The sequence below is a fragment of the Agrobacterium sp. genome (assembly GCF_032092815.1).
In the GTDB taxonomy this organism is placed as follows: domain Bacteria; phylum Pseudomonadota; class Alphaproteobacteria; order Rhizobiales; family Rhizobiaceae; genus Agrobacterium.
Genome location: NZ_DAMDBP010000046.1, coordinates 391 through 23611 on the forward strand (window position 1 = coordinate 391; position 23221 = coordinate 23611).

The 23221-nt window shown below is 57.5% G+C and carries 25 protein-coding genes and 1 pseudogene; 19 read left to right on the top strand and 7 right to left on the bottom strand.

Translation table 11 applies throughout. The annotated features are described in order from the left end of the window. From trpC to RT613_RS20125, 6 genes are all read right to left on the bottom strand, one after another. The coding region (trpC, locus tag RT613_RS20100; RefSeq protein WP_313618156.1) for an indole-3-glycerol phosphate synthase TrpC at window positions 1–612 on the bottom strand (612 nt) is incomplete at its 3' end. Between the two features lie 12 nt (window positions 613–624). Then, window positions 625–1638 (bottom strand): anthranilate phosphoribosyltransferase, encoded by a 1014-nt coding sequence (gene trpD, locus RT613_RS20105; protein WP_313618157.1) that lies wholly within the window; start codon window positions 1636–1638, stop codon window positions 625–627. Window positions 1639–1660: 22 nt separating this feature from the next. Next, the gene (locus tag RT613_RS20110; RefSeq protein WP_313618158.1) at window positions 1661–3553 is read right to left on the bottom strand and encodes a SurA N-terminal domain-containing protein; all 1893 of its coding nucleotides are present in this window, start codon (window positions 3551–3553) and stop codon (window positions 1661–1663) included. A 326-nt stretch (window positions 3554–3879) separates the two neighbouring features. Continuing rightward, window positions 3880–4014 (bottom strand): hypothetical protein, encoded by a 135-nt coding sequence (locus RT613_RS20115; protein ID WP_313618159.1) that lies wholly within the window; start codon window positions 4012–4014, stop codon window positions 3880–3882. A 43-nt stretch (window positions 4015–4057) separates the two neighbouring features. Next, window positions 4058–4237, bottom strand: a complete 180-nt coding sequence (locus RT613_RS20120) for a hypothetical protein (protein ID WP_313618160.1) — start codon at window positions 4235–4237, stop codon at window positions 4058–4060. 484 nt (window positions 4238–4721) lie between these two features. Next, window positions 4722–4952 (bottom strand): hypothetical protein, encoded by a 231-nt coding sequence (locus tag RT613_RS20125; RefSeq protein WP_313618161.1) that lies wholly within the window; start codon window positions 4950–4952, stop codon window positions 4722–4724. A 20-nt stretch (window positions 4953–4972) separates the two neighbouring features. Here RT613_RS20125 and coaD point away from each other — a divergent pair, with 20 nt between their 5' ends. The 19 genes and pseudogenes from coaD (at window position 4973) to RT613_RS20220 (ending at window position 21862) form a co-directional block, all read left to right on the top strand. Then, window positions 4973–5473 (top strand): pantetheine-phosphate adenylyltransferase, encoded by a 501-nt coding sequence (gene coaD, locus RT613_RS20130; RefSeq protein ID WP_313618162.1) that lies wholly within the window; start codon window positions 4973–4975, stop codon window positions 5471–5473. A gap of 31 nt (window positions 5474–5504) precedes the next feature. Further along, window positions 5505–6074, top strand: a complete 570-nt coding sequence (locus tag RT613_RS20135) for a peptidylprolyl isomerase (RefSeq protein WP_313618163.1) — start codon at window positions 5505–5507, stop codon at window positions 6072–6074. Window positions 6075–6109: 35 nt separating this feature from the next. Further along, window positions 6110–6619 carry a peptidylprolyl isomerase gene (locus RT613_RS20140; RefSeq protein WP_313618164.1) on the top strand — a complete coding sequence of 170 codons (510 nt, stop codon included), beginning with the start codon at window positions 6110–6112 and terminating at the stop codon, window positions 6617–6619. Between the two features lie 254 nt (window positions 6620–6873). Next, a complete protein-coding gene (queA, locus tag RT613_RS20145; protein ID WP_313618165.1) occupies window positions 6874–7956 on the top strand; it encodes a tRNA preQ1(34) S-adenosylmethionine ribosyltransferase-isomerase QueA in 1083 nt (360 codons plus the stop codon). After that, on the top strand, window positions 7956–9086 hold the full coding sequence (tgt, locus tag RT613_RS20150) for a tRNA guanosine(34) transglycosylase Tgt (RefSeq protein ID WP_313618166.1): 1131 nt from the start codon (window positions 7956–7958) through the stop codon (window positions 9084–9086). Before queA ends, tgt begins: the two co-directional genes overlap by 1 nt. A gap of 207 nt (window positions 9087–9293) precedes the next feature. After that, window positions 9294–10346, top strand: a complete 1053-nt coding sequence (locus RT613_RS20155; RefSeq protein WP_313618185.1) for a septal ring lytic transglycosylase RlpA family protein — start codon at window positions 9294–9296, stop codon at window positions 10344–10346. A gap of 98 nt (window positions 10347–10444) precedes the next feature. Then, on the top strand, window positions 10445–11623 hold the full coding sequence (locus RT613_RS20160; protein ID WP_313618167.1) for a D-alanyl-D-alanine carboxypeptidase family protein: 1179 nt from the start codon (window positions 10445–10447) through the stop codon (window positions 11621–11623). 91 nt (window positions 11624–11714) lie between these two features. After that, a complete protein-coding gene (gene tmk, locus RT613_RS20165; protein ID WP_313618168.1) occupies window positions 11715–12386 on the top strand; it encodes a dTMP kinase in 672 nt (223 codons plus the stop codon). Next, window positions 12383–13405, top strand: a complete 1023-nt coding sequence (locus tag RT613_RS20170; protein ID WP_313618169.1) for a DNA polymerase III subunit delta' — start codon at window positions 12383–12385, stop codon at window positions 13403–13405. Before tmk ends, RT613_RS20170 begins: the two co-directional genes overlap by 4 nt. A gap of 131 nt (window positions 13406–13536) precedes the next feature. Continuing rightward, window positions 13537–15087 carry a methionine--tRNA ligase gene (gene metG, locus RT613_RS20175; RefSeq protein ID WP_313618170.1) on the top strand — a complete coding sequence of 517 codons (1551 nt, stop codon included), beginning with the start codon at window positions 13537–13539 and terminating at the stop codon, window positions 15085–15087. 10 nt (window positions 15088–15097) lie between these two features. After that, window positions 15098–15880 carry a TatD family hydrolase gene (locus RT613_RS20180; protein WP_313618171.1) on the top strand — a complete coding sequence of 261 codons (783 nt, stop codon included), beginning with the start codon at window positions 15098–15100 and terminating at the stop codon, window positions 15878–15880. Beyond that, on the top strand, window positions 15880–16710 hold the full coding sequence (locus RT613_RS20185) for an MBL fold metallo-hydrolase (RefSeq protein WP_313618172.1): 831 nt from the start codon (window positions 15880–15882) through the stop codon (window positions 16708–16710). Before RT613_RS20180 ends, RT613_RS20185 begins: the two co-directional genes overlap by 1 nt. Window positions 16711–16742: 32 nt before the next feature. Next, window positions 16743–18524 (top strand): chloride channel protein, encoded by a 1782-nt coding sequence (locus RT613_RS20190; protein WP_409558866.1) that lies wholly within the window; start codon window positions 16743–16745, stop codon window positions 18522–18524. Window positions 18525–18858: 334 nt separating this feature from the next. Further along, a complete protein-coding gene (locus RT613_RS20195; protein ID WP_313618173.1) occupies window positions 18859–19134 on the top strand; it encodes a metal-sensing transcriptional repressor in 276 nt (91 codons plus the stop codon). A gap of 22 nt (window positions 19135–19156) precedes the next feature. Further along, on the top strand, window positions 19157–20476 hold the full coding sequence (locus RT613_RS20200) for an MFS transporter (RefSeq protein ID WP_313618174.1): 1320 nt from the start codon (window positions 19157–19159) through the stop codon (window positions 20474–20476). Beyond that, window positions 20476–20913: a YqaA family protein gene (locus RT613_RS20205; protein ID WP_313618175.1), complete on the top strand. Its 438-nt coding sequence runs from the start codon at window positions 20476–20478 to the stop codon at window positions 20911–20913. The genes RT613_RS20200 and RT613_RS20205 overlap by 1 nt, the downstream gene beginning before the upstream one ends. A 98-nt stretch (window positions 20914–21011) precedes the next feature. Continuing rightward, window positions 21012–21335, top strand: a pseudogene (locus RT613_RS20210) (low molecular weight protein tyrosine phosphatase family protein). Window positions 21336–21401: 66 nt separating this feature from the next. Continuing rightward, on the top strand, window positions 21402–21710 hold the full coding sequence (locus RT613_RS20215; protein WP_313618176.1) for a hypothetical protein: 309 nt from the start codon (window positions 21402–21404) through the stop codon (window positions 21708–21710). A 2-nt stretch (window positions 21711–21712) separates the two neighbouring features. Then, the gene (locus RT613_RS20220; RefSeq protein WP_409558867.1) at window positions 21713–21862 is read left to right on the top strand and encodes a GNAT family N-acetyltransferase; all 150 of its coding nucleotides are present in this window, start codon (window positions 21713–21715) and stop codon (window positions 21860–21862) included. 252 nt (window positions 21863–22114) lie between these two features. On the opposite strand, the gene RT613_RS20225 is transcribed toward RT613_RS20220, so the two are convergent. Next, window positions 22115–23212: an acyltransferase gene (locus RT613_RS20225; protein WP_313618178.1), complete on the bottom strand. Its 1098-nt coding sequence runs from the start codon at window positions 23210–23212 to the stop codon at window positions 22115–22117. Window positions 23213–23221: the final 9 nt, after the last annotated feature.

Below are 23221 nucleotides of genomic sequence, written 5' to 3' on the forward strand. Positions count from 1 at the left end.
GGTTTCCAGCGTCACTTCGAAGGTGCGCAGATTGCGGTTGTTGATGCCAACCAGCGGCGAGGCCAGTTTCAAGGCGCGTTCCATTTCCTCGGCGTCATGCACTTCCACCAGCACATCCATGCCAAGGCCAAAGGCTTCGTCTTCAAGGCGTTTTGCCTCGTCGTCGGACAGCGATGCCATGATCAGCAAAATGCAGTCTGCACCCCAGGCACGTGCTTCATGGACCTGGTAGGTGTCAAACATGAAATCCTTGCGCAGCGCCGGCAAGTTGCAGGCCTCACGCGCTGCGGTCAGAAACTCCGGTGCGCCCTGGAAACTTGGCGTATCGGTCAAAACGGAAAGACAGGCAGCGCCACCGGCCTCATAGGCGCGCGCCAATGCCGGCGGGTCGAAATCCGGGCGGATCAGACCCTTGGATGGGCTTGCCTTCTTGATTTCGGCAATCAGGCCAAACTTGCCGTCTGCCTGTTTCTGCTGCAAAGCCTTGTAGAACCCGCGCGGTGCGCTCTGGTCCTTGGCCATGGCCTGCAGATCGGCCAGCGAGACCTTTGCCTTGGCCGCAGCGATTTCCTCACGCTTGTAAAGCTCGATCTTTTTCAGAATATCGCTCATGGTCCTGGTCTCTTATGCTTCGTTGGATACCGATACCAGCCGCTCAAGGGCCAGCGCTGCGCCACCATCATCCAGCGAGGATGCGGCAATGCGCATGGCATCGGTTATGGTTTCACCCTTGCCAGCAATTTTCAGCGCAGCAGCAGCGTTGCACAGCGCGATATCACGGTAGGCGTTGCGCTTGCCCGACAGCACCTCGCGCAGGGCCGCCGCATTGACGAGGCCGTCGCCGCCCTTCAGGTCTGCCATCTGGGCAACCGGCACACCAAAATCCTTTGGTGTCAGCTCAAAGGTACGGATCTTGCCATTGTGGAGTTCAGCCACCTGCGTGGTGCCGGTGGTGGTGATTTCGTCCATGCCATCGCCGTAAACGACCCAGATATGTTCCGAGCCGAGATCGCGTAGCACTTCGGCCAGCGGCATCACCCATTTTTCAGCAAAAACGCCAAGCAGCTGCTTTTTCACACCGGCCGGGTTGGACAGCGGTCCAAGCAGGTTGAAAATGGTGCGGGTGCCAAGTTCCACACGCGACGGGCCGACATGGCGCATCGAATTGTGGTGCATCTGCGCAAACATGAAACCGATATTGGCGTTGGCAATGCAGTTTTCGATCTGTGCCGGGCCGATATCCAGCTTGACGCCGAGGTTGGACAGCGCATCTGCCGTGCCTGACTTGGAGCTGAGCGCGCGGTTGCCGTGTTTGGCAACGGTGACGCCTGCACCAGCCACGATGAGCGCGGCGAGCGTGGAGATGTTGTAGGTGCCGATGCCATCGCCACCGGTTCCGACGATATCAACCGCCGTTTCCGGTGCCTTGACGCTGAGCATTCTGGAGCGCATGGACGCGACGGCACCAACGATTTCATCAACCGTTTCGCCACGCACGCGCAGCGCCATCAGGAAACCGCCAATCTGGGATGGGGTGGCTTCGCCGGACATCAGAATATCGAACGCGCTGCGCGATTCGTCCCGTGTCAGGCTTTCGCCGTTTGCCACCTTCGCAATAAGCGGTTTCAGTTCTGCCATTTCAAAATGCTCCCTGGGATGATCAGAAGGCGACCAGAGCCTGATCTGCTGCGGCCTGATTGATCGTCACACCATAGTCGGACTGAAGACGGTTGACCATCTGGTCGAGAATGTCATCTCCGGCTGCACGGGCCATGGCTTCAAGCTGCTGGTCGTCATTGCCAAGTGCGTCCGGCAGGGCGTCCGCATCAACGGCTGTGACCTGCAACAGGATGCGACCTTCATTGTCGGCACCAGGTGTGCTGGCAACCGTGCCAACCGGGCCGGAGAAGGCTGCTGTCACAGCCTGCATGCCAAGAACCGCTTCATCGCTGTTGCGCTTCAGGCCAACCTTGTTTTCAACCGCAATGCCGAGTTCGTCAGCAATGGCAGCCAGTGTCTCACCCTTTTCGATACGGGCTTTCAGCTCGTCAGCCTTGGCGGCGAGGGCGGTTCTCTGCTGTTCGGCAGTCCAGTCGGCCAGAACGTCTTCGCGCACTTCATCAAGCGTGCGATCACGGTCAGGGGTGATCTGCTCAACGTCGAACCAGACATAACCATCACGACCAAGGTTGATTGGCAGTGATTCTGCGCCCGGCTCGGTCTTGAATACTTCGGTTACCAGCGATGGTGCTGGCAGGTCCTTGACCGCATCGCCCTTGTCATCGAGGCCGGTGGAATCAACGGCGTTGATGGTCACGGCCTTGAGGTTGAGCTGGGTTGCGGCTTCGGCAAGCGAAGAGCCTGCGCCACGCAGATCTTCGTAGCGGTCATGAACGCTGTTGATCTGGTCGACAGCGGCAGCCGTTGCCAGTTCGGTTCTGATCTGCTCGCGGGATTCGTCCAGTGTCTTGACCGATTCAGGGCTGATGCCCGTAACGCGCAGAATGACCGGACCGAATGCACCATTGAGTGCCGAGGTGGTGCCGCCATCCTTCTGGACAGCAAAGGCGTCTGCGGCGATCGACTGGTCAGGCATGGTGTCCTTGGTGAATTCGCCCAGCATCACGTCGTTTGGTGTCTTGCCCTGATCTTTTACGACCTGGTCAAAAGTGGTGGTGCCTTCACGCAGCTGCGTTGCAGCGGCATCGGCCATTTCGCGATTCGGGAACACAACCTGTTCGATGGTGCGGCGACCGGCGGTGCGGAAGCTGTCCTTGTGGCTGTCGTAATATTCGTCGATCTGCGCTTCGGTGATGGCGGTTGGGTCGGCAATATCCGACGGCTCCAGCTTCACATAGGAGAACTTGCGGTATTCAGGCGCACGGTAACGGTTCTTTGCACCTTCAAACCAGGTGTTCAGCACGTCATCGGCCGGTGCCTTGACCGGATCGATATTGGCGTTGGACAGAATGACGTAATCGATGGAGCGCTGCTCGTTGCGATACTGCTTGAGCGCGTCAACCAGAACCTTCGGTGCAGTGAAACCATCGGAAACCGCATCAACGATCTGGCTGCGAACCGCGACCTTGCTTCTTTCCTTGATGTAATCATCTTCGCGCAGGCCGGAATTGCGCAGGCGCTCGCTGAACAGGGTGCGGTCAAACTGGCCGTTGACGGCGCGGAAAGCCGGGTCTTCGGCAATCAGGCCGGCAAGACGGTCTTCGGAGAGGCCGAGGTTCATGTCGGCCGAGAGCTGGTCGAGAGCGGCACCGGCTGCAAGCTGGCTAAACACCTGGCGGTCAATGCCGAAGGCCTTGGCCTGTTCTGTGGTCAGCCGGGTACCGAACTGGCGGCTGAGATCCGAGATCTGGCGCTGGTAGGCCAGACGGAAGTCATTTGGTGAAACCGACTGGTCACCAACCGTTACAACCGAGTTCGATGCCGACGTCATGAGCGATGCCGAAACACCCCACACGCCGAAGGAGACCACAAGAAGCAAAAGCAACAGTTTTGCGGCCATCGTTTTGGAAGCATTTCGCAGGGCATCGAGCATCGTAAGGTAAACCTCGTCTTTTCACTCCGGCAAAGCCAGGAGTTGATTGTTGCGGGTTCCTTAGAACAATCCTTGATGAATTTGAAGGTGAAAAGCGCGAGATAACAACGTGAATGAAATCACATTGACCTTATCGTGGCGTCGATCGTGCAGCTGTCAGGTTGCCAATGGTCGGGTGAGGGGGAATTGCTCCACAGAAAAGCCGCCCGTCGCAGATAACGAGGGCGGCGTAAAACGTGCCATTTGGGGCAGATCGGTGATCCGGGTTTCAAGGAAACAGCGCTGGGTTCCGGTCTGTGGAAGGACGATTGGACGGCCGGCTAAGCTTAGAAAAGCTTGTTGCGTTCAGCCACTGCGCGGACCTCGTCATGTTCCCGCTTGAGTTCGGTCAATGCGGTTGCGAAGGATGCCATGAACATCAAGCTGATCAAGGCTGCGAGTGCTGAAAGAACAACGAACATAGCCCGATACTCCACAAAGGCTTGGCGATGTTCGTCGCCTACCTCAGTAGTAGTTCATATATTGATAACGGGAGGAAACCTGCGGGTATTCAGGACCCTGTTTTTCGATTCGTTGTTCATAAAGGGTAAATGTGGTGGCGAGCATGGTAAACACTAGCACCATCCAGGCCGTGCTGATCGCGCCAATCTTCGTCGAAGTAGACTGTTTTCCCTTGATAAACATATGTTTATTCCTTCCTTGATTGGGTCGGTTGGCCCATCATTGTCGCGTTGTTCGCGCCATCATAAAAATCGATTAGCATGCCGCCTCTGAAGCTTCCTTGAATGGTCCGTTCATCTGGCGTTCATCTTTCTCGAAATCGGCCCCTCATCCTATCCGTAGAGCGCATATTCTACGGCAAATGAAACGGCAATTGCGCCCAGCGCCAACACAACAATCATGGTTCAAAATCCCTTTACCCACGTGTCTTTCGACAACGTCCAAACCCGGGAACAGGTCTATAGTCACGGCGCTGAAACGCCCCTGAATGGAGCATTCATATGCCGTTCAGCTAAGGAGGTAGCCGGGTAGGCAAAGCAATCGTTGCGGTGGTCACTGCAACAAGTCACGAGGCGGGCTTTCGGTTCCACCGCGCGTGAAATTCATGGGTAAAGCCTTTGCCCTGGGCTGGTTTGCTCGTGTAGGTTGAGCAGGTGGGCAGGGGTGTTCACGGCAAAACCGGCCCATGGAAATCAACCATGTCGATGCGGGGATGGGGATAGGTGCTGTTGGCGATGACATCGATATGTTCATGAAGCCAGCCCTGTTGTCTGGCGGTAATCGACTTGATCAATAATATAAAGACGCCCAAATATGGCTTATCAACCCCTGGTCTCTTTCTTGAAATCAGGCAAAACCCTTGCGGCGCGCTCTTGTCCATGACAAAAGGCGGCGACATCGTACTGGCTTGAGAGCGAAATGACGGTTGCCTTTTACCCTGGGTCTTTTGACCCGATGACCAATGGACATCTGGATGTACTCGTCCAGTCGCTGAATATTGCATCCAGCGTTATTGTGGCGGTGGGCATTCATCCGGGCAAGACGCCGCTGTTTTCCTTTGAGGAACGTGCAGGCCTGATCAAGGATTCGCTGGCGCAGGCCTTGCCGGATGCGGCAGGCCGCATTTCTGTGGTGTCCTTTGATAATCTGGTGGTGGATGCCGCCCGCAAGCACGGCGCCAGCATTTTGCTGCGTGGTCTGCGCGATGGCACCGACCTTGATTATGAAATGCAGATGGCTGGCATGAACAGGCAGATGGCACCCGATATCCAGACCGTCTTCATTCCGGCTGGCAGTGCCTCCAGACCCATTACCGCAACATTGGTTCGTCAGATCGCTGCCATGGGAGGCGATGTCTCTGCCTTTGTACCCGCCGCAGTGCTTGATGCGCTGAACGGCAAATTCAAACGCCAGAATTGACCTGGTTCATATCAATTATCCGGAGCTTGACATGAAATTGCTTCACCTTGCCCTTGCTGGCGCAATGTTTCTCGGAGCAGCGTTCACCAACGCAGTTGCCGCCGAAGACGACTTCCTGACCATCCAGCTCAAAGACGGCCCGGTGGTTATCGAACTGCTGCCGGCCATTGCGCCAAAGCATGTTGCGCAGATCAAGGAACTGGCCAAGGCCGGTGAATATGACAATGTTGCCTTTCACCGCGTGATCGAAGGCTTCATGGCGCAGACCGGCGACGTCGAATTCGGCGACATGGAAAATGGCTTCAACGCCCAGCGCGCCGGCACCGGTGGCTCCAAGCTGTCAGACCTGCCAGCAGAATTTTCCAAGACGCCGTTCGAGCGTGGCACCGTTGGCATGGCGCGTTCGCAGAACCCGAATTCTGCCAACTCGCAGTTCTTCATCATGTTCGCTGATGGCCCGTTCCTCAACGGCCAGTACACCGTGGTTGGCAAGGTCGTTTCCGGCATGGAAGCGGTTGACAAGATCAAGCGCGGCGAAGGCGGCAACGGCGAAGTGTCCAATCCAGACAGAATGATCAAAGTCACTGTCGGCAAAAACTGAAACAGGGCCAACAAGCCCGATTGAAGGAGATAAAAATGGCCGAGATCAAAGATCCGCAGAACACCCTCATCATGGAAACCACCAAGGGTAAGGTTGTTATCCAGCTTCTTCCTGAAGTTGCTCCAGGCCACGTGGCCCGCATCAAGGAACTGACAGCCGAGAAGGCCTATGATGGCGTTGTGTTCCACCGCGTTATCGAAGACTTCATGGCGCAGACCGGCGACGTGCAGTTCGGCAAGCAGGGTTCCGACAACTTCAACCCGGCCCGCGCTGGCATGGGCGGTTCCGACAAGCCTGACCTGAAGGCTGAATTTTCGGCAACTCCGCACATTCGCGGCACCTGCTCCATGGCCCGTTCGCAGAACCCGAACTCCGCCAACTCGCAGTTCTTCATCTGCTTCACCGATGCACCTTGGCTGAACAAGCAGTACACGGTCTGGGGTCAGGTTATTGAAGGCATGGAAGTTGTCGACAAGATCAAGCGCGGCGAACCGGTTCGCGATCCTGATTCCATCGTTTCGATCCGTCTCGCTTCTGAAGCCTGATTTGCGGTTTTGACAGCAGAACCCGCTTCGCAGACATGCGGAGCGGGTTTTAATTCGCTGACAACGGGTACAAACCTCTTTGTCGTCATCCTCGGGCTTGACCCGAGGATTCAACCACGTCTGATATGGTGGTTCCTTAGATCCTCGGGTCAAGCCCGAGGATGACGGCAGGTGTAACGAGGCCCTGTCATCGTATTCACCCGCCCCACACCAGATTGAGGGGCGGGTTTTGATGTTTTTTTGAGAGTCCAGAAATGCGTGTAGACCTGTTCGATTTCGATCTGCCAGATGAAAATATTGCGCTGCGCCCGGCCAATCCACGCCATAGCGCACGCCTGCTGGTTGTTGATCCGAATGCGGATACCATGAATGACCACAGCGTTATTGATCTGCCGTCCTTCCTGAGACCGGGCGATGCGCTGGTGTTTAACGATACGCGCGTTATTCCGGCCCAGCTTGAAGGTGTTCGTCTGCGCGAAGGGGCGCAGGAAACGCCGGTTTCCGCCACGCTGCACATGCGCGTTGGTGCCTCACGCTGGAAGGCCTTTGCGCGGCCGGGCAAACGGATCAAGGCGGGAGACCGCATCCGGTTCGGTACCAGTAATAGTGAAACCTGCCTGTTGGGCGCGCTTGAAGCGACGGTTGAGGAAAAGGGCGAGGAGGGGGAAATCACCCTGCTGTTCGACGTCTCCGGTCCGGCGCTTGATGAAGCGATTGCCACGGTTGGCCATATTCCATTGCCGCCTTACATCGCTGCCAAACGTCCTGAGGATGCGCAGGACCAGACCGATTACCAGACCATCTATGCCCGCGAAAAAGGTGCGGTTGCTGCACCGACCGCTGGTCTGCATTTTACGCCTGAACTGTTCGAGGCGCTGGATGCTGCCGGTGTCGAGCGCCACTTCGTGACGCTGCATGTCGGCGCTGGCACCTTCCTGCCCGTCAAGGCGGACGATACCAATGATCACCGCATGCATCACGAGATCGGTTATGTCTCGGAAGAAACGGCGGCCAAGCTGAATGCGGTGAAGGCCAAAGGCGGGCGCATCGTCTGCGTTGGCACCACCTCGCTTCGCCTGATTGAAAGTGCCGCCGATGACAGCGGTGCCATTCTGCCATGGTCCGGTTCCACCGGTATTTTCATCACGCCGGGTTATCGCTTCAAGGCGGTTGACGTGTTGATGACCAACTTCCATTTGCCGCGGTCCACGCTGTTCATGCTGGTATCAGCATTCAGCGGGCTGGAAACGATGCGCAGTGCCTATGAGCACGCCATCTCAACCGGCTACCGCTTCTATTCCTACGGCGATTCCAGCCTGCTATTTCGGAAAAACTGATGCACGACAAATTTAGCTTTACCCTCAAGGCCACCAGCGGTGGCGCCCGTCTCGGCGAAGTGGCAATGCCGCGCGGTGTCATCCGCACCCCGGCCTTCATGCCGGTTGGCACAGTTGGCACTGTTAAGGCCATGTATCTCGATCAGGTCCGGGATGCAGGTGCCGACATCATTCTCGGCAATACCTATCACCTGATGCTGCGTCCAGGCCCGGAGCGCGTGGCGCGCCTTGGCGGTCTGCATGAGCTGATCCGCTGGCCACACCCGATCCTCACTGATAGCGGCGGTTTCCAGGTGATGTCGCTGTCTGGCCTGCGCAAGCTGGACGAGCAGGGCGTGACCTTCAAGAGCCATGTGGATGGCAGCCTGCACCACATGTCACCGGAACGCTCGATTGAAATTCAGGGTCTGCTGGATTCCGACATTCAGATGCAGCTCGATGAATGCGTGGCGCTGCCAGCTGAACGCCGCGAAATCGAACGGGCCATGGAAATGTCGCTGCGCTGGGCAGAACGTTGCCGCGTGGCCTTTGGTGAGCAGCCCGGCAAGGCGATGTTCGGCATCGTGCAGGGTGGTGACATTCCCGATCTGCGTATCCGTTCGGCCGAAGGTCTGAAGCAGCTTGATCTCAAGGGTTATGCCGTTGGTGGTCTGGCCGTCGGTGAACCTCAGGAAGTGATGCTGCGGATGCTGGAAACCACGCTGCCGGTATTGCCGACCGAAAAGCCGCGTTACCTGATGGGTGTCGGCACGCCGGACGATATTCTGAAATCCGTAGCACGCGGCATCGACATGTTCGACTGCGTGATGCCGACCCGCTCTGGTCGTCATGGTCTGGCCTTTACCCGTCGTGGCCGTGTGAATATTCGCAACGCCCGCCATGCCGAAGACATGCGCCCGCTGGATGAACAGTCCAACTGCCCGGCATCGCGCGAATATTCGCGTGCCTACCTGCACCACCTCGTGCGCTCCAATGAGGCGCTCGGCGGCATGCTCTTGTCCTGGCACAACCTGTCCTATTATCAGGAGCTGATGCAGGGCATCCGCAAGTCGATCGAAGAGGGGCGTTTTGAGGACTTTTATGCCGAGACGCAGGAGATGTGGGCGAGGGGTGATGTTGACCCGATCTGACGTAACGACAGGCCGGTCAAACGGCCCCTCATTAACCGCCCGCTAACCATAACCAATACAATTTTACCAAAAAAGGCATCGGGACTCGCATTTTTGCCATGTTGTCCACAAGATTAAGCATCTGTTAGACGCTTGGTGGCAGGTCAATACCCATCAAGCATCGCGGCCAGTGTGGAAGCTGGCCAGACAGCAGGATGGGGCTTACTTTTGACTTTAGACGGCAATAAATTCGGGTTGAGCGCAAGATTTTTGGCGGTCGCGGCTTTGTGTGTGGCGACAGCATCCTGTTCAACAACATCCGAGCCCAAGAAGAAAACGCGGAGCAAGGAATACTTCTCCGAATCCGAATATGGCGTGAAGGCAAGTCCTCGCGTGGCCACTGGCGCAAAGGTTCCCAAAGGGGGCGGGCGCTTCATGGTCGGTAACGCATACACAGTGAAAGGCCGCCGGTACTTCCCAAAGGAAGATACCAGCTATGACAAGAGTGGTCTGGCCTCGTGGTATGGTTCTGCCTTCCACGGTCGCCTGACGGCGAATGGCGAAGTTTACGATTCCGAGCATTTGTCGGGTGCGCACCCGACATTTCCTCTGCCAAGTTATGCCCGCGTGACCAATATGGAAAACGGATCCTCGGTCATTGTTCGCGTCAATGACCGAGGCCCCTTCCACGAAGGCCGTATCATTGACGTTTCCAGCAAGACGGCCGATCTTCTTGACATGAAGCGCAGCGGCACTGCCAATGTGCGTGTGCAATATGTTGGCCGCGCCCGCATGGACGGCCATGACATGCCTTACCTCATGGCGTCCTATATTCCGAAGGGTTCCCGCAGCCCGGCTGTGAACCCTGATGGACAGATTGCAACCGGCGTGATGGTGGCCTCCGCCTCACGGGATGCTGTTCCGGTGCCATCCTTCAATCCGTCCTATTCCGGCTCTGCGCAGACGTCGCTGGTTGGCAATACGCCAAGCCATACGTTGCAGGCGCCGACACCTTTCGCCGTTGCGACCCCAGCCGCACAGGTTCAGCAGGGCTATGAGCAGTTTGTCGTTCTGCCTGAAATCGGTCCGTTCTTGCCGCAGCGTCCCGATGAGCACTATCTGAGGCTGCCGTCTGCCAAATATGCCGCTGCCTATTCCGCAGACAATGACGCGGCGTCGAAGACCGAAGCCGTGTTTCAGCAGGTGTTGACGGCTGACCGTGGCGCGTTGACCGAGCAGTCCATTCTCAGCTTTGTGAAAAAGAAGCAGGCCAGACAGTAAAATCTGTTCATGGCTCATTGATCTGGCAGCCTTCTTTACCTGCCAGACAGGGTTCAATGCGTATCATCGCAAAAATGAGACGACGATTCGGGCCTTTCATGCGTAACACCACACTCCATTCCCTTTGCCTTTTGGCTGTTCTGGTAACCGGTGCAGCTGTCGAGCCTGTGGTGGCGCATGCGCAGACGCCGGCGGCCGCCTTCACAGTCAAGGCGAAACAGGCCTATGTCATCGATGCTGAAACCGGCACGGTGCTTTTGTCGCAGAACGAAGAAGAGGTGTTTCCGCCGGCCTCGCTTTCCAAGCTGATGACGGTTGATCTGGTGCTGGATGGGGTGATGAAGGGTGATGTCGATCCGGCACAGACCTTTGCCGTATCCGAATATGCCTGGCGGACCGGGGGCGCGCCATCGCGCACCTCCACGATGTTTGCGGCGCTGAAATCCCAAATCCCCGTCAAGGACCTGCTGGCCGGCATCATCGTGCAGAATGCCAATGATGCCTGCATCATTCTGGCCGAAGGCATGACCGGTTCGGACGCCAATTTTGCCAAACGCATGACCGAGCGCGGCCTCGAGCTGGGGCTGAAACATAGCACATTTGCCAATTCCACTGGCCTGCCGGACCCCGGCAACAAGACCACCGTCAAGGACATGGTGGTGCTGGCGCAGCACCTGCACCGGACCTATCCGGCCTTTTACAGCCTGTTCACCAAGCCGGATTTCGAGTGGAACAAGATTTACCAGCGCAACAAGAACTCGGTTCTCGGTGCTGCGCCGGGCATTGATGGTCTGGGCCTTGGCTTCGATCAGGCCAATGGATTTGCCGTTGTCGCCTCAGCCGAGCGTGAAGGCCGGCGCATCTATCTCGGCATGGCCGGTCTGCCCGATGACAAGGTGCGGTTTGAAGAAACCCGCCGTGTGGTGGAATGGGGCCTCACCAGTTTCCAGAAACGCACGCTCTACAGCAAGGGCGAGACCGTGGGGGCCGTCAGCGTTTACGGTGGTGCGCAATCCTCGATCGATGTGGCGGTGGCAGAACCGGTCAATGTGGTGGTGCCAATCAGCAACCCGGAGCGCCTGACCGGTAACATCGTCTACCACTGGCCGCTCAATGCGCCTGTCGAGCCGGGCTTTGCGGCCGGCACCCTGCAGATCTTCGCCGGTGACCGGTTGCTGCGTGAAGTGCCGCTGGTGACAACCGGGTCTGTGGAAAAGGGCACGCTTTCGCAAAACGCCGGGGATGCGCTTATGGAGCTTCTGTTCTTCTGGTTATAACAACAAAGGTGTTGCGACTGGTCGCCCACCGAATATTCAACTATGCTTTAAAATTGATGATTTGCCGATCAAGCAAACGGGAATACTGAAATTGTCCGATAAACGTGGATTGTTCATAACCTTTGAGGGTGGCGAGGGCGCCGGAAAATCCACGCAGATTCGCATGCTGGCAGAGCAACTGCGCGAGCGCGGCCTTGAGGTGATCATTACCCGCGAACCGGGTGGTTCAACCGGTGCGGAAGCGGTGCGCCATGTGCTGTTGTCTGGTGCGGCAGAATCCTTCGGTGTGCGCATGGAGGCAATCCTGTTTGCTGCCGCCCGCAATGACCATGTGGAAGAGGTCATTCGCCCGGCGCTGGAAAAAGGCACTGTTGTTCTCTGCGACCGTTTTCTGGATTCCTCGCGCGTCTATCAGGGCACGACAGGCAATCTGGAGCCTGATTTTATCGAGACATTACAGCGCATTGCCGTTAACGGCTTCATGCCAGACGTGACGCTGATCTTTGATATTCCCGCTGCGGCAGGCCTTGCACGTGCACGTAAGCGCGCTGACGAAGGTGCGGTGCCTGACCGTTTCGAGAAGGAAGAACTCGAAACCCATGAAAAGCGCCGCGAGGCCTATCTGGATATTGCGCTGGCTGACCCGCGTCGTTGCCGGGTGATCAATGCCGACCAGCCGCTCAAACAGGTGGCGGAAGATGTCTGGGCGATGGTTGAGCCATTGCTGAACAAGCCGGCACCACAAAAGCAGGCTTCCCAATGAGTGATACTCCAGGCGTGCTGGATGGTGCCATTCCACCGGCGCAGAACACCAAGCTGTTCGGCCATGCCGAGGCAGAACATTTTCTGGCCTCGTCCTATCGGTCCGGCAAGGGCCACCATGCCATTCTGGTCGAAGGACCGGAGGGCATTGGCAAGGCAACCCTGGCTTTCCGCTTTGCCAACCACATCCTCTCCTATCCCGATCCGGCCAGTGCACCTGAGGTGATTGCCGATCCCGTGCCGGAGAGTGCGATCAGCCGCCAGATCATGTCTGGCGCATCGCACAATCTGTTGCACCTGTCGCGCCCGGTGGATGAAAAGACCGGCCGGGTCAAATCTGCAATTACCGTGGATGAAGTGCGCCGTGCCGGGCATTTTTTCTCGCAAACCTCGGGCACCGGTGGCTGGCGTATTGTGATCATCGATCCTGCCGATGACCTCAACCGCAACGCCGCCAATGCCATTTTGAAAATACTGGAAGAACCGCCGAAACGGGCACTGTTCATGGTGCTGTCGCATGCGCCGGGCAAGCTGTTGCCGACCATCCGCTCGCGATGCCTGCCGTTGAAGCTCAACCCGCTGAGTGACGGCAATCTCGAACGTTCGCTTTCCCATCTCGGGGTCAGCCTGCCGGACGAGAAGAAGGACGAGCTGCTGACGGCGGCGCGCGGCAGCGTTTCGCAGGCATTGAAACTTTTGAATTACGGTGGCGCCGACATTATCGAGGCCTTTGGCGCGATCATGAGCAATACCGGCCCTGCCGCCAGAAAATCCATGCACAAGCTGGCCGATGTGCTGTCACAGAAAGACAGCGATACGGTTTTGAGCTTCTTCATGGATTATGCCAGCGAGGAGCTGATTGCTCGTGCCAAGGCGGCTGCTCTGGCGGGAGATCTGCACGCGGCAGATTATCATGCCCGGCTGTCATCTTCGATTGGTGAGCGTATCACCATTGCGCAGGCCTATAACCTTGACCGCAAGCAGACTGTGCTTTCCATTCTCGAGGAAATGCAGCGCTGAACGTGCGCCCGGTGTCAGCAACCCAAGGTCAGATAAAAAGCCCTGTGGCGTCCAAGTTGGTGTTTCGCTTGTGCGAACAATAGGCTATGAGCGGTTTACCTAGGAAACATAGTGTAAAGCTGATAGCCGTCATGACAGAGAAGACACCTTTTTATATCACCACCGCGATTTCTTACCCCAATGGCAAGCCGCATATCGGCCATGCCTATGAGCTGATCGCAACCGATGCCATGGCGCGTTTCCAGCGTCTGGACGGTCGTGATGTGTTCTTCCTGACCGGCACCGATGAACATGGCCAGAAGATGCAGCAGACCGCCAAGGCAGAAGGCATTACGCCTGAAGCGCTGGCGCAGCGCAATTCCGACCAGTTCCGCGACATGGGCAAGCTGCTGAACGCCTCCAACGACGATTTCATTCGCACCACGGAAGAGCGGCACCACGAGACATCGCGCAATATCTGGAAGCTGATGGCCGAGAAAGGCGACATCTACAAGGACAGCTATGCCGGCTGGTACTCGGTGCGTGACGAAGCCTATTACGGTGAAGACGAAACCGAAGTGCGCGCCGATGGCGTGCGTTACGGGCCGCAGGGCACACCGGTGGAATGGGTGCAGGAAGAAAGCTATTTCTTCAAGCTGTCCGAATACCAGGACAAGCTGCTGAAGCTCTACGAAGAAAACCCCGACTTCATCGGTCCGGCCGAGCGCCGCAACGAGGTGATCTCCTTCGTCAAGTCGGGCCTGCGTGACCTTTCGGTGTCGCGAACCACCTTTGACTGGGGCATCAAGGTGCCGAACGATCCTGCCCATGTCATGTATGTGTGGGTGGACGCGCTGACCAACTACATCACCGCGACTGGTTACATTGAAGACAAGGATGGCCCACGCGCCAAGTACTGGCCGGCTGACGTGCATATCATCGGCAAGGACATCATTCGTTTCCACGCCGTTTACTGGCCGGCCTTCCTGATGTCTGCTGGCCTGCCTTTGCCAAAGCGTGTCTTTGCCCACGGCTTCCTGCTCAACAAGGGCGAGAAGATGTCGAAGTCGCTCGGCAACGTGGTTGATCCGGTCAATCTGGTGAACCATTTCGGCCTTGATCAGGTGCGTTATTTCTTCCTGCGCGAAGTCTCCTTCGGCCAGGACGGCAGCTACAGCGAAGAAGGCATCGGCATCCGTATCAATGCCGACCTTGCCAATGGCATTGGCAACCTTGCCAGCCGTTCGCTGTCGATGATCGTCAAGAACTGCGATGGCAAGATCCCGGCACCGGGCGCTTACACCGACGAAGACAAGGCGATGCTGGCCTCTGCCGATGCGCTTCTGGAAATCTGCCGCGACGAAATGGGCAAGCAGATGATTCACAAGGCATTGGCGGCGATCATTGCCGTTGTGTCTGAAACCGACCGTTATTTTGCCGGTCAGGAGCCATGGGCGCTGAAGAAGACCGACCCGGAGCGTATGGGCACCGTGCTTTATGTAACGGCTGAAGTCGTGCGCCAGATTGCGCTGCTGCTGCAGCCATTCATGCCAGACAGCACAACAAAGCTGCTGGATCTGGTCGCGGCACCGGCTGGCAAACGTGACTTTGCAGCACTCGGTGAGGCGGGACGTCTTGTGCCCGGCACACCGCTTGAGGCACCGACACCGGTCTTCCCGCGTTATGTGGCGCCGGAAGCGTAAGGTTTAACAGATGCTGATCGATACCCATTGCCATCTGGATTTTCCGGATTTCGAAGCGGAGCGCGATGACATCATCGCGCGCGCGCATGCGGCCGGCGTCAAGCAGATGGTGACGATTTCAACCCGTGTCCGGCGTTTGCCCGAGCTGTTGAAAATCACCGAGAAATACCCATCCGTGTTCTGCTCGGTGGGCACGCATCCTAACAATGCAGATGAAGAACTCGACATAACAGCCGAGGAACTCATCAACATCGCCAACAGCCATGACAAGATCGTGGCGATTGGCGAGGCGGGTCTGGACTATTTCTACGACACGCAGAAACCGGAAGACCAGAAGACCGGTCTGATCCGCCATATCGAGGCAGCGCGAGTTACCGGCCTGCCACTGGTCATTCACAGCCGCAGCGCGGATGATGACATGGCGGCGATCCTGCGTGCCGAAACGGAAAAGGGGGCGTTCCCGTTCATCCTGCATTGTTTCTCGGCCGGGCCTGAACTGGCAAAGACCGGTGCGGAGCTTGGCGGTTACATCTCCTTTTCCGGCATCCTGACCTTCCCGAAGTCGCAGGACATCCGCGATATTGCCGCAACCGTACCGCTCGACCGCCTGCTAGTGGAAACCGATGCACCTTACCTTGCGCCAAAGCGTTGGCGCGGCAAGCGCAACGAGCCGTCTTATGTCATCAACACCGCCGAGGTTCTGGCCGAGGTGCATGACATGAGTTATGCCGACATGGCCAAGATCACCACCGACAATGCGTTTCGCTGCTTTTCCAAAATGCCGAGGCTCTGATGGGCGTCTATAAAAGACGCTTTACAGTTCTTGGCTGCGCATCGTCCCCCGGTGTGCCGCGCATCAATGGTGACTGGGGCGCCTGCGACCCTGACAATCCGAAAAACCGGCGCAGCCGCGCGGCCTTCATGGTGGAGCAAATTGCGCCCGATGGTGGCAAGACGACCGTTGTCATCGACACCGGGCCTGATTTTCGCCAGCAGATGATCAATGCCGGTGTCGACCAGATCGACGCCGTCATCTACACCCATGCCCATGCCGACCATCTGCACGGTATTGATGACCTGCGCGTCTACTGGGCGCAGCAGCATCGACGTATTCCCGTCTATGCCGACCAGGCGACCCTGGACCGCATTGCTGACGGTTTTGGTTATTGCCTGAAAACGCCAGTCGGCAGCAATTACCCCGCCATTATCGAGGCCAATCTCATTGACCCGGCGGCCGGTGAGTTCGTGATTACGGGCGAGGGTGGGCCGATCGGTTTCAAGCCGCATCAACAGCACCATGGCGATATTTTTTCGCTCGGGTTCCGCATGGGTGATGTGGCCTACTGCACCGATGTCAGCCGTTTTACCGAGCAAAGCCTGAGCAACCTGCAGGGGCTTGATGTGTTGGTGATTGACGCGCTGCAATACAAGCCGCATCCCAGCCATTTTTCCTTGTCAGAAGCATTGGACTGGATCGCGGCGCTTTCGCCCAAACGCGCAGTGCTGACCCATATGCATATACCCCTGGACTATGACACCGTGATGCGTGAAACGCCTGATCATGTCGAACCGGCCTATGACCTGATGCGTTTTGAGGTCGAAATCGACGTCCTCCAGGACTGACCGCCGTTAAAGACTGCCTGTAAAGGAAACCCATGTCGACCAAGCCTTTCCGTGCTCCCAATATGGCAAGCTTCTTCGACAATGTGCGCGCCAGCCGGTTGCGCGCCATGTTCCGGCGTGGCGAGCTGGGGCTGGTGCTGCTTTCGATCATCATCGGCATTGCCGCCGGCCTTCTGGTCTGGGTGATCGGGGCAATGAGCACGGCTTTGCATGTGCTGGTGTTTCGTGTGGAGCGGTTGAGCAGCAGCGATCTGACTGGTTGGGGTGTGTTGCTGGGGCCGATGATGGGCGGTGTGGTGCTGGGCCTCATCATCTTCATTCTGTCGAAAACCCGCAAGAAACCGATGGTCGACCCCATTGAGGCCAATGCGCTGCATGGTGGGCGGCTTTCGCTGACCGACAGTATTCTGGTGTGCCTGCAAAACATCGTGTCCAACGGCTTTGGTGCCTCGGTTGGCCTTGAGGCCGGCTACACGCAGATTGCCAGTGGTGTGGCCTCCAAGATTGGCACCAAGCTGAAACTGCGGCGTGGTGACATGCGCATTCTGGTGGGCTGTGGTGCGGCCGGTGCCATTGCCGCCGCCTTCAACGCGCCGTTGACCGGGGCGTTTTATGCGGTGGAGCTGATTATCGGCACCTATACGATCGTCACGCTGGCACCGTTGATCGTCTCCGCACTGGTTGCCACCATCGTTATCGGTTTTATTGGCGGCCACGGCCTGACAATCGACCTCTTCGATGCCAGCCGTGTAACCGCCCCGGATTATGTGCCGGCCATCATTCTCGGCGTGATCTGTGCGGCAATCGGCATCGTGCTCATGCAGGCGGTGTCTTTCATTGAAGAAACAGCACGCAAAAGCGCCATTCCCACCTGGGCACGCCCGGCGCTTGGCGGCGCTGTGGTGGGGGCGCTGGCGCTGATTTCGCCGCAGGTTCTGTCCAGCGGCCATGGCGCGCTGCATCTCAACATCGATGCCGACCTGCCGATCTACATGCTGGCCGGGCTGTTTTTGCTGAAAGCCGCAGCCAGCGCCATTTCCATCGGCTCGAATTTCCGTGGTGGCCTGTTTTTCGCGTCGCTGTTCATGGGCGCGCTGCTCGGCAAGATCTTTGCCGCTATCGTGCCCTTTATCGGTTATGGTCAGACGGCGCCTATCGTCTACGCCGTGATCGGCATGAGCGCCTTTGCCGCCGCGATCATCGGCGGACCATTGACGATGACCTTCCTGGCGCTGGAGCTGACCGGAGACTTCCAGATCTCAGTGCTGGTGCTGGCAGCCGTTGTCACCACTTCGCTGGTGGTGCGCACCACCTTCGGTTACTCCTTTGCCACATGGCGTTTTCACCTCAGGGGTGAAAGCATTCGCAGCGCCCATGACATTGGCTGGATCCGTGACCTGACGGTGGGCCGCATGATGCGTGCCGACATTCGCAAGGCCAATGTCAGCATGGGGCTTTCCGCCTTCAAGGAAAAATTCCCGCTCGGCTCCACCCAGCGGGTGATCATGACCGATGATGACGGGCGTTATATCGGCATGGTGCTGGTGCCTGAAATCTATGCCGATCCGATGGACCGCGACCCCGAAACCATCAACCTTGAAACCTACCTGCATTATAAAAACGACATTCTGCTGCCCACCATGAATGCCCGCCAGGCGGCGGCGGCCTTTGATGCGGCAGAAAGCGAAGCGCTTGTTGTCGTCAATGACAAGATCGAAAACCGGCCGGTTGGCCTGTTGACCGAAAGCCATACGCTGCGCCGTTACAGTGAAGAGCTGGAACAGCGCCGGCGCGAGGCATCGGGCGAAATCTGACGAGCCTGCAACGGGGGTAGGGGCGGTGCCAGGACTGCCTCCTTTTATTGTTGGGTCATGCGACTGATGTCGGAATTTGCGCTTGTTTCCTCACCGTCATGCGGAGGAACGCCACGCCTGTGATTGGCGGCAGAAACATTGTTGGCGGTAGCAACCTGCACGCAAGCAGCCAAATGCAACAACAGAAATACCACTCTCGCCCTTCAGACAATGCAGCTTTCAGCCAACCGGCAGCGGGCCTGCCGGTGCGAGATGTTTTCCCGGAGGTTTGGTGTGACAGGGCCAGACAAGAATTCTCGTTGAAAAATCCTATCCTGGGGGATAGGTTATTTTGATGGCAGAACATCGACACGATACGCATCCTGATATCATCAACCGGCTGAAACGCGCCGAAGGGCACCTGAAAAGCGTGATCGCCATGATCGAGGATGGTCGGCCCTGTCTGGACATTGCCCAGCAGCTTCACGCGGTTGAAAAGGCCATTACCAATGCCAAGCGTACGCTCATTCAGGACCATCTCGACCACTGTCTGGAAGATACGGTTGGCGCACTGCAGCACGACCAGCGCCGGTCGCTGGATGAGTTCAAGCTGATCACCAAATATCTCTAAGGCCTTCTACGGAACCCTTGTCATGCTGCATGTTCTTGCAAACCGCACCTACCGTCATCTGTTTCTGGCGCAGGTCATTGCCCTTGTTGGCACCGGACTTGCCACGGTGGCGCTCGGTCTTTTGGCCTATGATCTGGCGGGTGCGGATGCTGGTGTCGTGCTGGGCACGGCCCTTGCCATCAAGATGGTGGCCTATGTTGGCGTGGCGCCAGTTGCCGCCGCCTTTGCCGAACGCCTGCCACGCCGCACCATGCTGGTGTGCCTTGATCTGGTGCGGGCCATGGTGGCCGTTCTTTTGCCTTTTATCAGCGAGGTCTGGCAGGTTTATGTGCTGATCTTTGTGCTGCAATCGGCCTCTGCCGCCTTCACACCGACCTTTCAGGCAACCATTCCCGATGTGTTGCCGGATGAAAAGGACTATACCCGCGCTCTGTCTCTGTCGCGCCTGGCCTATGATCTGGAAAGTGTGGCAAGCCCGATGCTGGCGGCACTGTTGTTGACCGTGATTAGCTTTCACAGCCTGTTTGCCGGCACAGCCATTGGTTTTCTGGCCTCGGCAGCGCTGGTGGTGTCCGTTATCCTGCCAAGCCCCAAGGCGGCCGAGCCGCGCGGTATTTATGACCGCACCACACGCGGCTTGCGTATCTATCTCGCTACGCCGCGCCTACGTGGGCTTCTGGCGCTCAACCTTGCCGTTGCGGCGGCCGGCGCCATGGTCATCGTCAATAGCGTGGTTCTGGTGCAGGCCCAGTTCGGGCTTGGTCAACGCCAGACTGCCTTTGCCCTTGCCGCCTTTGGTGGCGGTTCAATGATGGCAGCCCTGCTGTTGCCGCGTCTGCTGGATGGCATGCCGGATCGAAAGGCGATGCTGGGCGGGGTTGGCCTGCTGGTCGTCGGGCTGTTTGCCGGCTGTTTCATGCGCAGCTATCTGGTTCTGCTGCCGCTTTGGTTCGTGCTGGGGCTTGGTTATTCGCTGGCGCAGACGCCCTCCGGGCGGCTTCTTCGCCGTTCAGCCCAACCGGAGGATCGTCCGGCGCTGTTTGCCGCACAATTTGCACTGTCGCATGCCTGCTGGCTGATCACCTATCCGCTGGCCGGTTGGCTGGGGGTGACGGCCGGATTGCCCTTGACCTTTATCATGCTCGGTTTTGTTGCTGCCGGCGCGTTGCTGGTTGCCTGTTATCTCTGGCCGGCCGATGATCCGGACCAGATTGAACACACCCATTATAATCTCGATGCCAGCCACCCGCATATTCACGGCGCGGAGGCGGTGGGCAGGGGCTATCGCCACCGCCACACCTTCATCATCGACAGCCACCACACGGAATGGTCCCACCACTGATGAGTGAACTTGCTGCCCTTGCCGGGTTGTTTATGGCCGCCTTTGTGGCCGCCACGATTTTGCCTGCCCAATCGGAAGCGGTGCTGGTGGGGCTGATCTACACCGGCCATTGCGCCGTGTGGCTGCTGGTGGCGGTCGCCAGCGTCGGAAATGTGCTCGGCTCCGTCGTCAACTGGCTTTTGGGGCGTGGCATCGAGCGCTTTCGCAATCGCTCGTGGTTTCCGGTCAAACAGACGGCACTGGAGCGCGCGCAGGGCTGGTACCAGCGTTACGGAAAATGGTCGCTGCTGCTCAGTTGGGCACCCATCATCGGCGATCCCTTGACCGTGGTCGCCGGCGTGATGCGCGAACCGTTTCCGGTGTTTTTGGCTCTCGTCACCATCGCCAAGGTTGGGCGTTATGTGGTGCTGGCAAGCGTGACGCTGAGTTTGGTGTGAGTGTTTTGAGAGATCGGTCACGCCGAAACCTCACGTTGCAATTGTGAGAAATTCATTGCTACAAAGTAGCAGTGCTCACTGAAAAAACGAGGCGGAAAATCAAACGCGTATTATTCATCTGCAGTCAACACAAACTGCGCAGCCCCACTGCCGAACAGGTGTTCGCAAGATGGGACAATCTTGAGGTTTCGTCTGCCGGAACCAATAATGACGCCGTTAATCCGCTTGAGGGTGAATAGATCGAGTGGGCGGATATCATCTTCGTCATATAAAAGGCGCACCGGAACAAGTTTCAGCAAAAGTACAAGAATTTTCTGCTCAGCAAACGACTTATCTGTCTGGATATTCCTGATGATTATGAGTTCATGGACCCTGAACTGGTGAAGATACTTCAAGCGCGAGTTCCGCGTTATCTGCCGTGACAGCTGGTAGACCCGGCATCAGTGGGCGCGGCGTGGCAAAACGAAAAATGACCTGTGAACACTGACATGATGACTCTGATTGACTTTGAACCTTCGCACTTTCCCGTGTTACGTAGCTGGCTTTCCAGCGAACGAGAGCTTGTGCAGTGGGGCGGGCCCGACCTGAGTTTTCCTGTCAGTGACGAGCAGTTGGAGCAGATGCGGGCCGAAGCGTCTGGCACGCCGCCCAAACGTCTGTGCTGGATGGCGGTTGATGCCGATCAGGCGCTGGTCGGGCATATTCAACTGGTGCTGGATTGGCGGCATGGCGTTGCCCGCATCGGGCGGTTGTGGAGCGCGCTTTTTCATACAATGAAATCGAGCGGGTGGAGCTGAACGTGTACACCTGGAACGCACCGGCCATACGCACCTATGCCAAGGTGGGTTTTGTGCCGGAGGGGGTGCGGCGATCCTCCGTGCAGGTGGGCGACGAGCGCTGGGACACTGCCATCATGGGCATGTTGCGGGCCGAGTGGGGCGCCTTGTAAGCGTGGTTGCGGGCCAAAACGGATCTGTTTCCTGTCGCCGCGTCAAATGCACCTGCGCAAAATAATTGTCCGGAATTTTGAAGAGGAAATCATCGCGTCGGTCTTTTCGTCCCACGGCCTGTGCGGGAACATTGTAAAGAAGGTGATGCGGGCACAACTCCCGTTGCAGTTCATGCTCAAATTGCCGGGCAGATTCCGGGGAAGGAGACAACCAACCGGCAGGAAGCTCTAACAAACCCATGTTTTGTTTTTTCACCGCGTCTGGTGGCTTTCGGTGCTGAGGCTGATCTTCTGTCGCCGGGCCTTGACTGCGCGGTTGATGGCGCGCTGGAACGGGCCCTCCAGAGCCAAGGCAAACAGCAGGGTCACGAGGGCGGTTGCCGGAATGGTCAGCCAGGGCGAGAGTTCAAGGCTTTCGCGCATATCCGCCATGATGGGGAAATGCAGCACATAAACGGCGTAAGAGATCGGGGCGAGCAGGGCAAAGGGCGCAAACAGCAGCCGGAACCCTTTCCAGCCGATCAGCGACCAGCCGAACATGGCAAGGGCAATGACCAGCGCGCCTGCGAAGTGGCGCAGTTCCAGATAGGGAAACAGCACACTTGCGCCAATATCAATCGGCACGCTGGTGTTTGCCGCCAGAACGGCAAGACACAGCGCCACAAAACCAACCGGCAAAAGGGCGAGGAAAAACTCTTTTGCCCGGACCCGGCCGAGATGGATTTCGCTCATCACCGCGCCTAACCACCAGATGCAGAAATAGGCCAGAAAGCGGCTGAGCTGGTTGGGGTAGACCAGCATGACCAGGAAAAACACCACCGAGGTGATGCCAACGACAAGGGTGCGGTGGGCCGGTGGTGTAAAACGCACCAGCACATAATAGAACAGGTAAAACGCCACCTCATAGGACAGCGACCACAGCGCCTGATTGCCCATGTAAGGTTCAACGATCGTGCCGGGGCGAGGGCGGTCCTGTAGCATCAGCGCATTGCCGATGAGCGTGCCGAAATCCATGTCCACCCAGTCCTGCGCCACCAGCGCTGTGCAGACATAGGTGACGAGCAGCGCAACCAGAAAAATCGGCATGATGCGTACCAGCCGGTCACGCGCAAAAATCGGGAAGCTTTTTTCCTGCCGTTTTGACCAGGAATAGTTGATGGAAAAACCCGACAGCAGGAAAAACAGGATGACCGCTTCCTGGCCGAAACGAAAGGGAATGGACAGGATGTAGGAGTATTCCTGAAGTTCTGGCCGCAGCACATGGAACAACACCACGTAGAGCGCTGCAAAACCGCGCAAACATTCAATTTCAAAAATACGATTGGTCTTTGAGTCGGTGCTGAAATTCACTTTTGGCTC

What these genes read in the sequence shown, in the direction of transcription:
- queA (WP_313618165.1), top strand. Translation starts at nt 6,874, where the DNA reads ATGCGTGTAGACCTGTTCGATTTCGATCTGCCAGATGAAAATATTGCG.
- RT613_RS20125 (WP_313618161.1), bottom strand. Translation starts at nt 4,952, where the DNA reads ATGTCGCCGCCTTTTGTCATGGACAAGAGCGCGCCGCAAGGGTTTTGC.
- RT613_RS20135 (WP_313618163.1), top strand. Translation starts at nt 5,505, where the DNA reads ATGAAATTGCTTCACCTTGCCCTTGCTGGCGCAATGTTTCTCGGAGCA.
- RT613_RS20170 (WP_313618169.1), top strand. Translation starts at nt 12,383, where the DNA reads ATGAGTGATACTCCAGGCGTGCTGGATGGTGCCATTCCACCGGCGCAG.
- RT613_RS20215 (WP_313618176.1), top strand. Translation starts at nt 21,402, where the DNA reads ATGATGACTCTGATTGACTTTGAACCTTCGCACTTTCCCGTGTTACGT.
- RT613_RS20120 (WP_313618160.1), bottom strand. Translation starts at nt 4,237, where the DNA reads ATGTTTATCAAGGGAAAACAGTCTACTTCGACGAAGATTGGCGCGATC.
- coaD (WP_313618162.1), top strand. Translation starts at nt 4,973, where the DNA reads ATGACGGTTGCCTTTTACCCTGGGTCTTTTGACCCGATGACCAATGGA.
- RT613_RS20180 (WP_313618171.1), top strand. Translation starts at nt 15,098, where the DNA reads ATGCTGATCGATACCCATTGCCATCTGGATTTTCCGGATTTCGAAGCG.
- RT613_RS20115 (WP_313618159.1), bottom strand. Translation starts at nt 4,014, where the DNA reads ATGTTCGTTGTTCTTTCAGCACTCGCAGCCTTGATCAGCTTGATGTTC.
- RT613_RS20160 (WP_313618167.1), top strand. Translation starts at nt 10,445, where the DNA reads ATGCGTAACACCACACTCCATTCCCTTTGCCTTTTGGCTGTTCTGGTA.
- RT613_RS20140 (WP_313618164.1), top strand. Translation starts at nt 6,110, where the DNA reads ATGGCCGAGATCAAAGATCCGCAGAACACCCTCATCATGGAAACCACC.
- RT613_RS20185 (WP_313618172.1), top strand. Translation starts at nt 15,880, where the DNA reads ATGGGCGTCTATAAAAGACGCTTTACAGTTCTTGGCTGCGCATCGTCC.
- tgt (WP_313618166.1), top strand. Translation starts at nt 7,956, where the DNA reads ATGCACGACAAATTTAGCTTTACCCTCAAGGCCACCAGCGGTGGCGCC.
- trpD (WP_313618157.1), bottom strand. Translation starts at nt 1,638, where the DNA reads ATGGCAGAACTGAAACCGCTTATTGCGAAGGTGGCAAACGGCGAAAGC.
- RT613_RS20110 (WP_313618158.1), bottom strand. Translation starts at nt 3,553, where the DNA reads ATGCTCGATGCCCTGCGAAATGCTTCCAAAACGATGGCCGCAAAACTG.
- RT613_RS20205 (WP_313618175.1), top strand. Translation starts at nt 20,476, where the DNA reads ATGAGTGAACTTGCTGCCCTTGCCGGGTTGTTTATGGCCGCCTTTGTG.
- RT613_RS20195 (WP_313618173.1), top strand. Translation starts at nt 18,859, where the DNA reads ATGGCAGAACATCGACACGATACGCATCCTGATATCATCAACCGGCTG.
- RT613_RS20200 (WP_313618174.1), top strand. Translation starts at nt 19,157, where the DNA reads ATGCTGCATGTTCTTGCAAACCGCACCTACCGTCATCTGTTTCTGGCG.
- RT613_RS20190 (WP_409558866.1), top strand. Translation starts at nt 16,743, where the DNA reads ATGTCGACCAAGCCTTTCCGTGCTCCCAATATGGCAAGCTTCTTCGAC.
- metG (WP_313618170.1), top strand. Translation starts at nt 13,537, where the DNA reads ATGACAGAGAAGACACCTTTTTATATCACCACCGCGATTTCTTACCCC.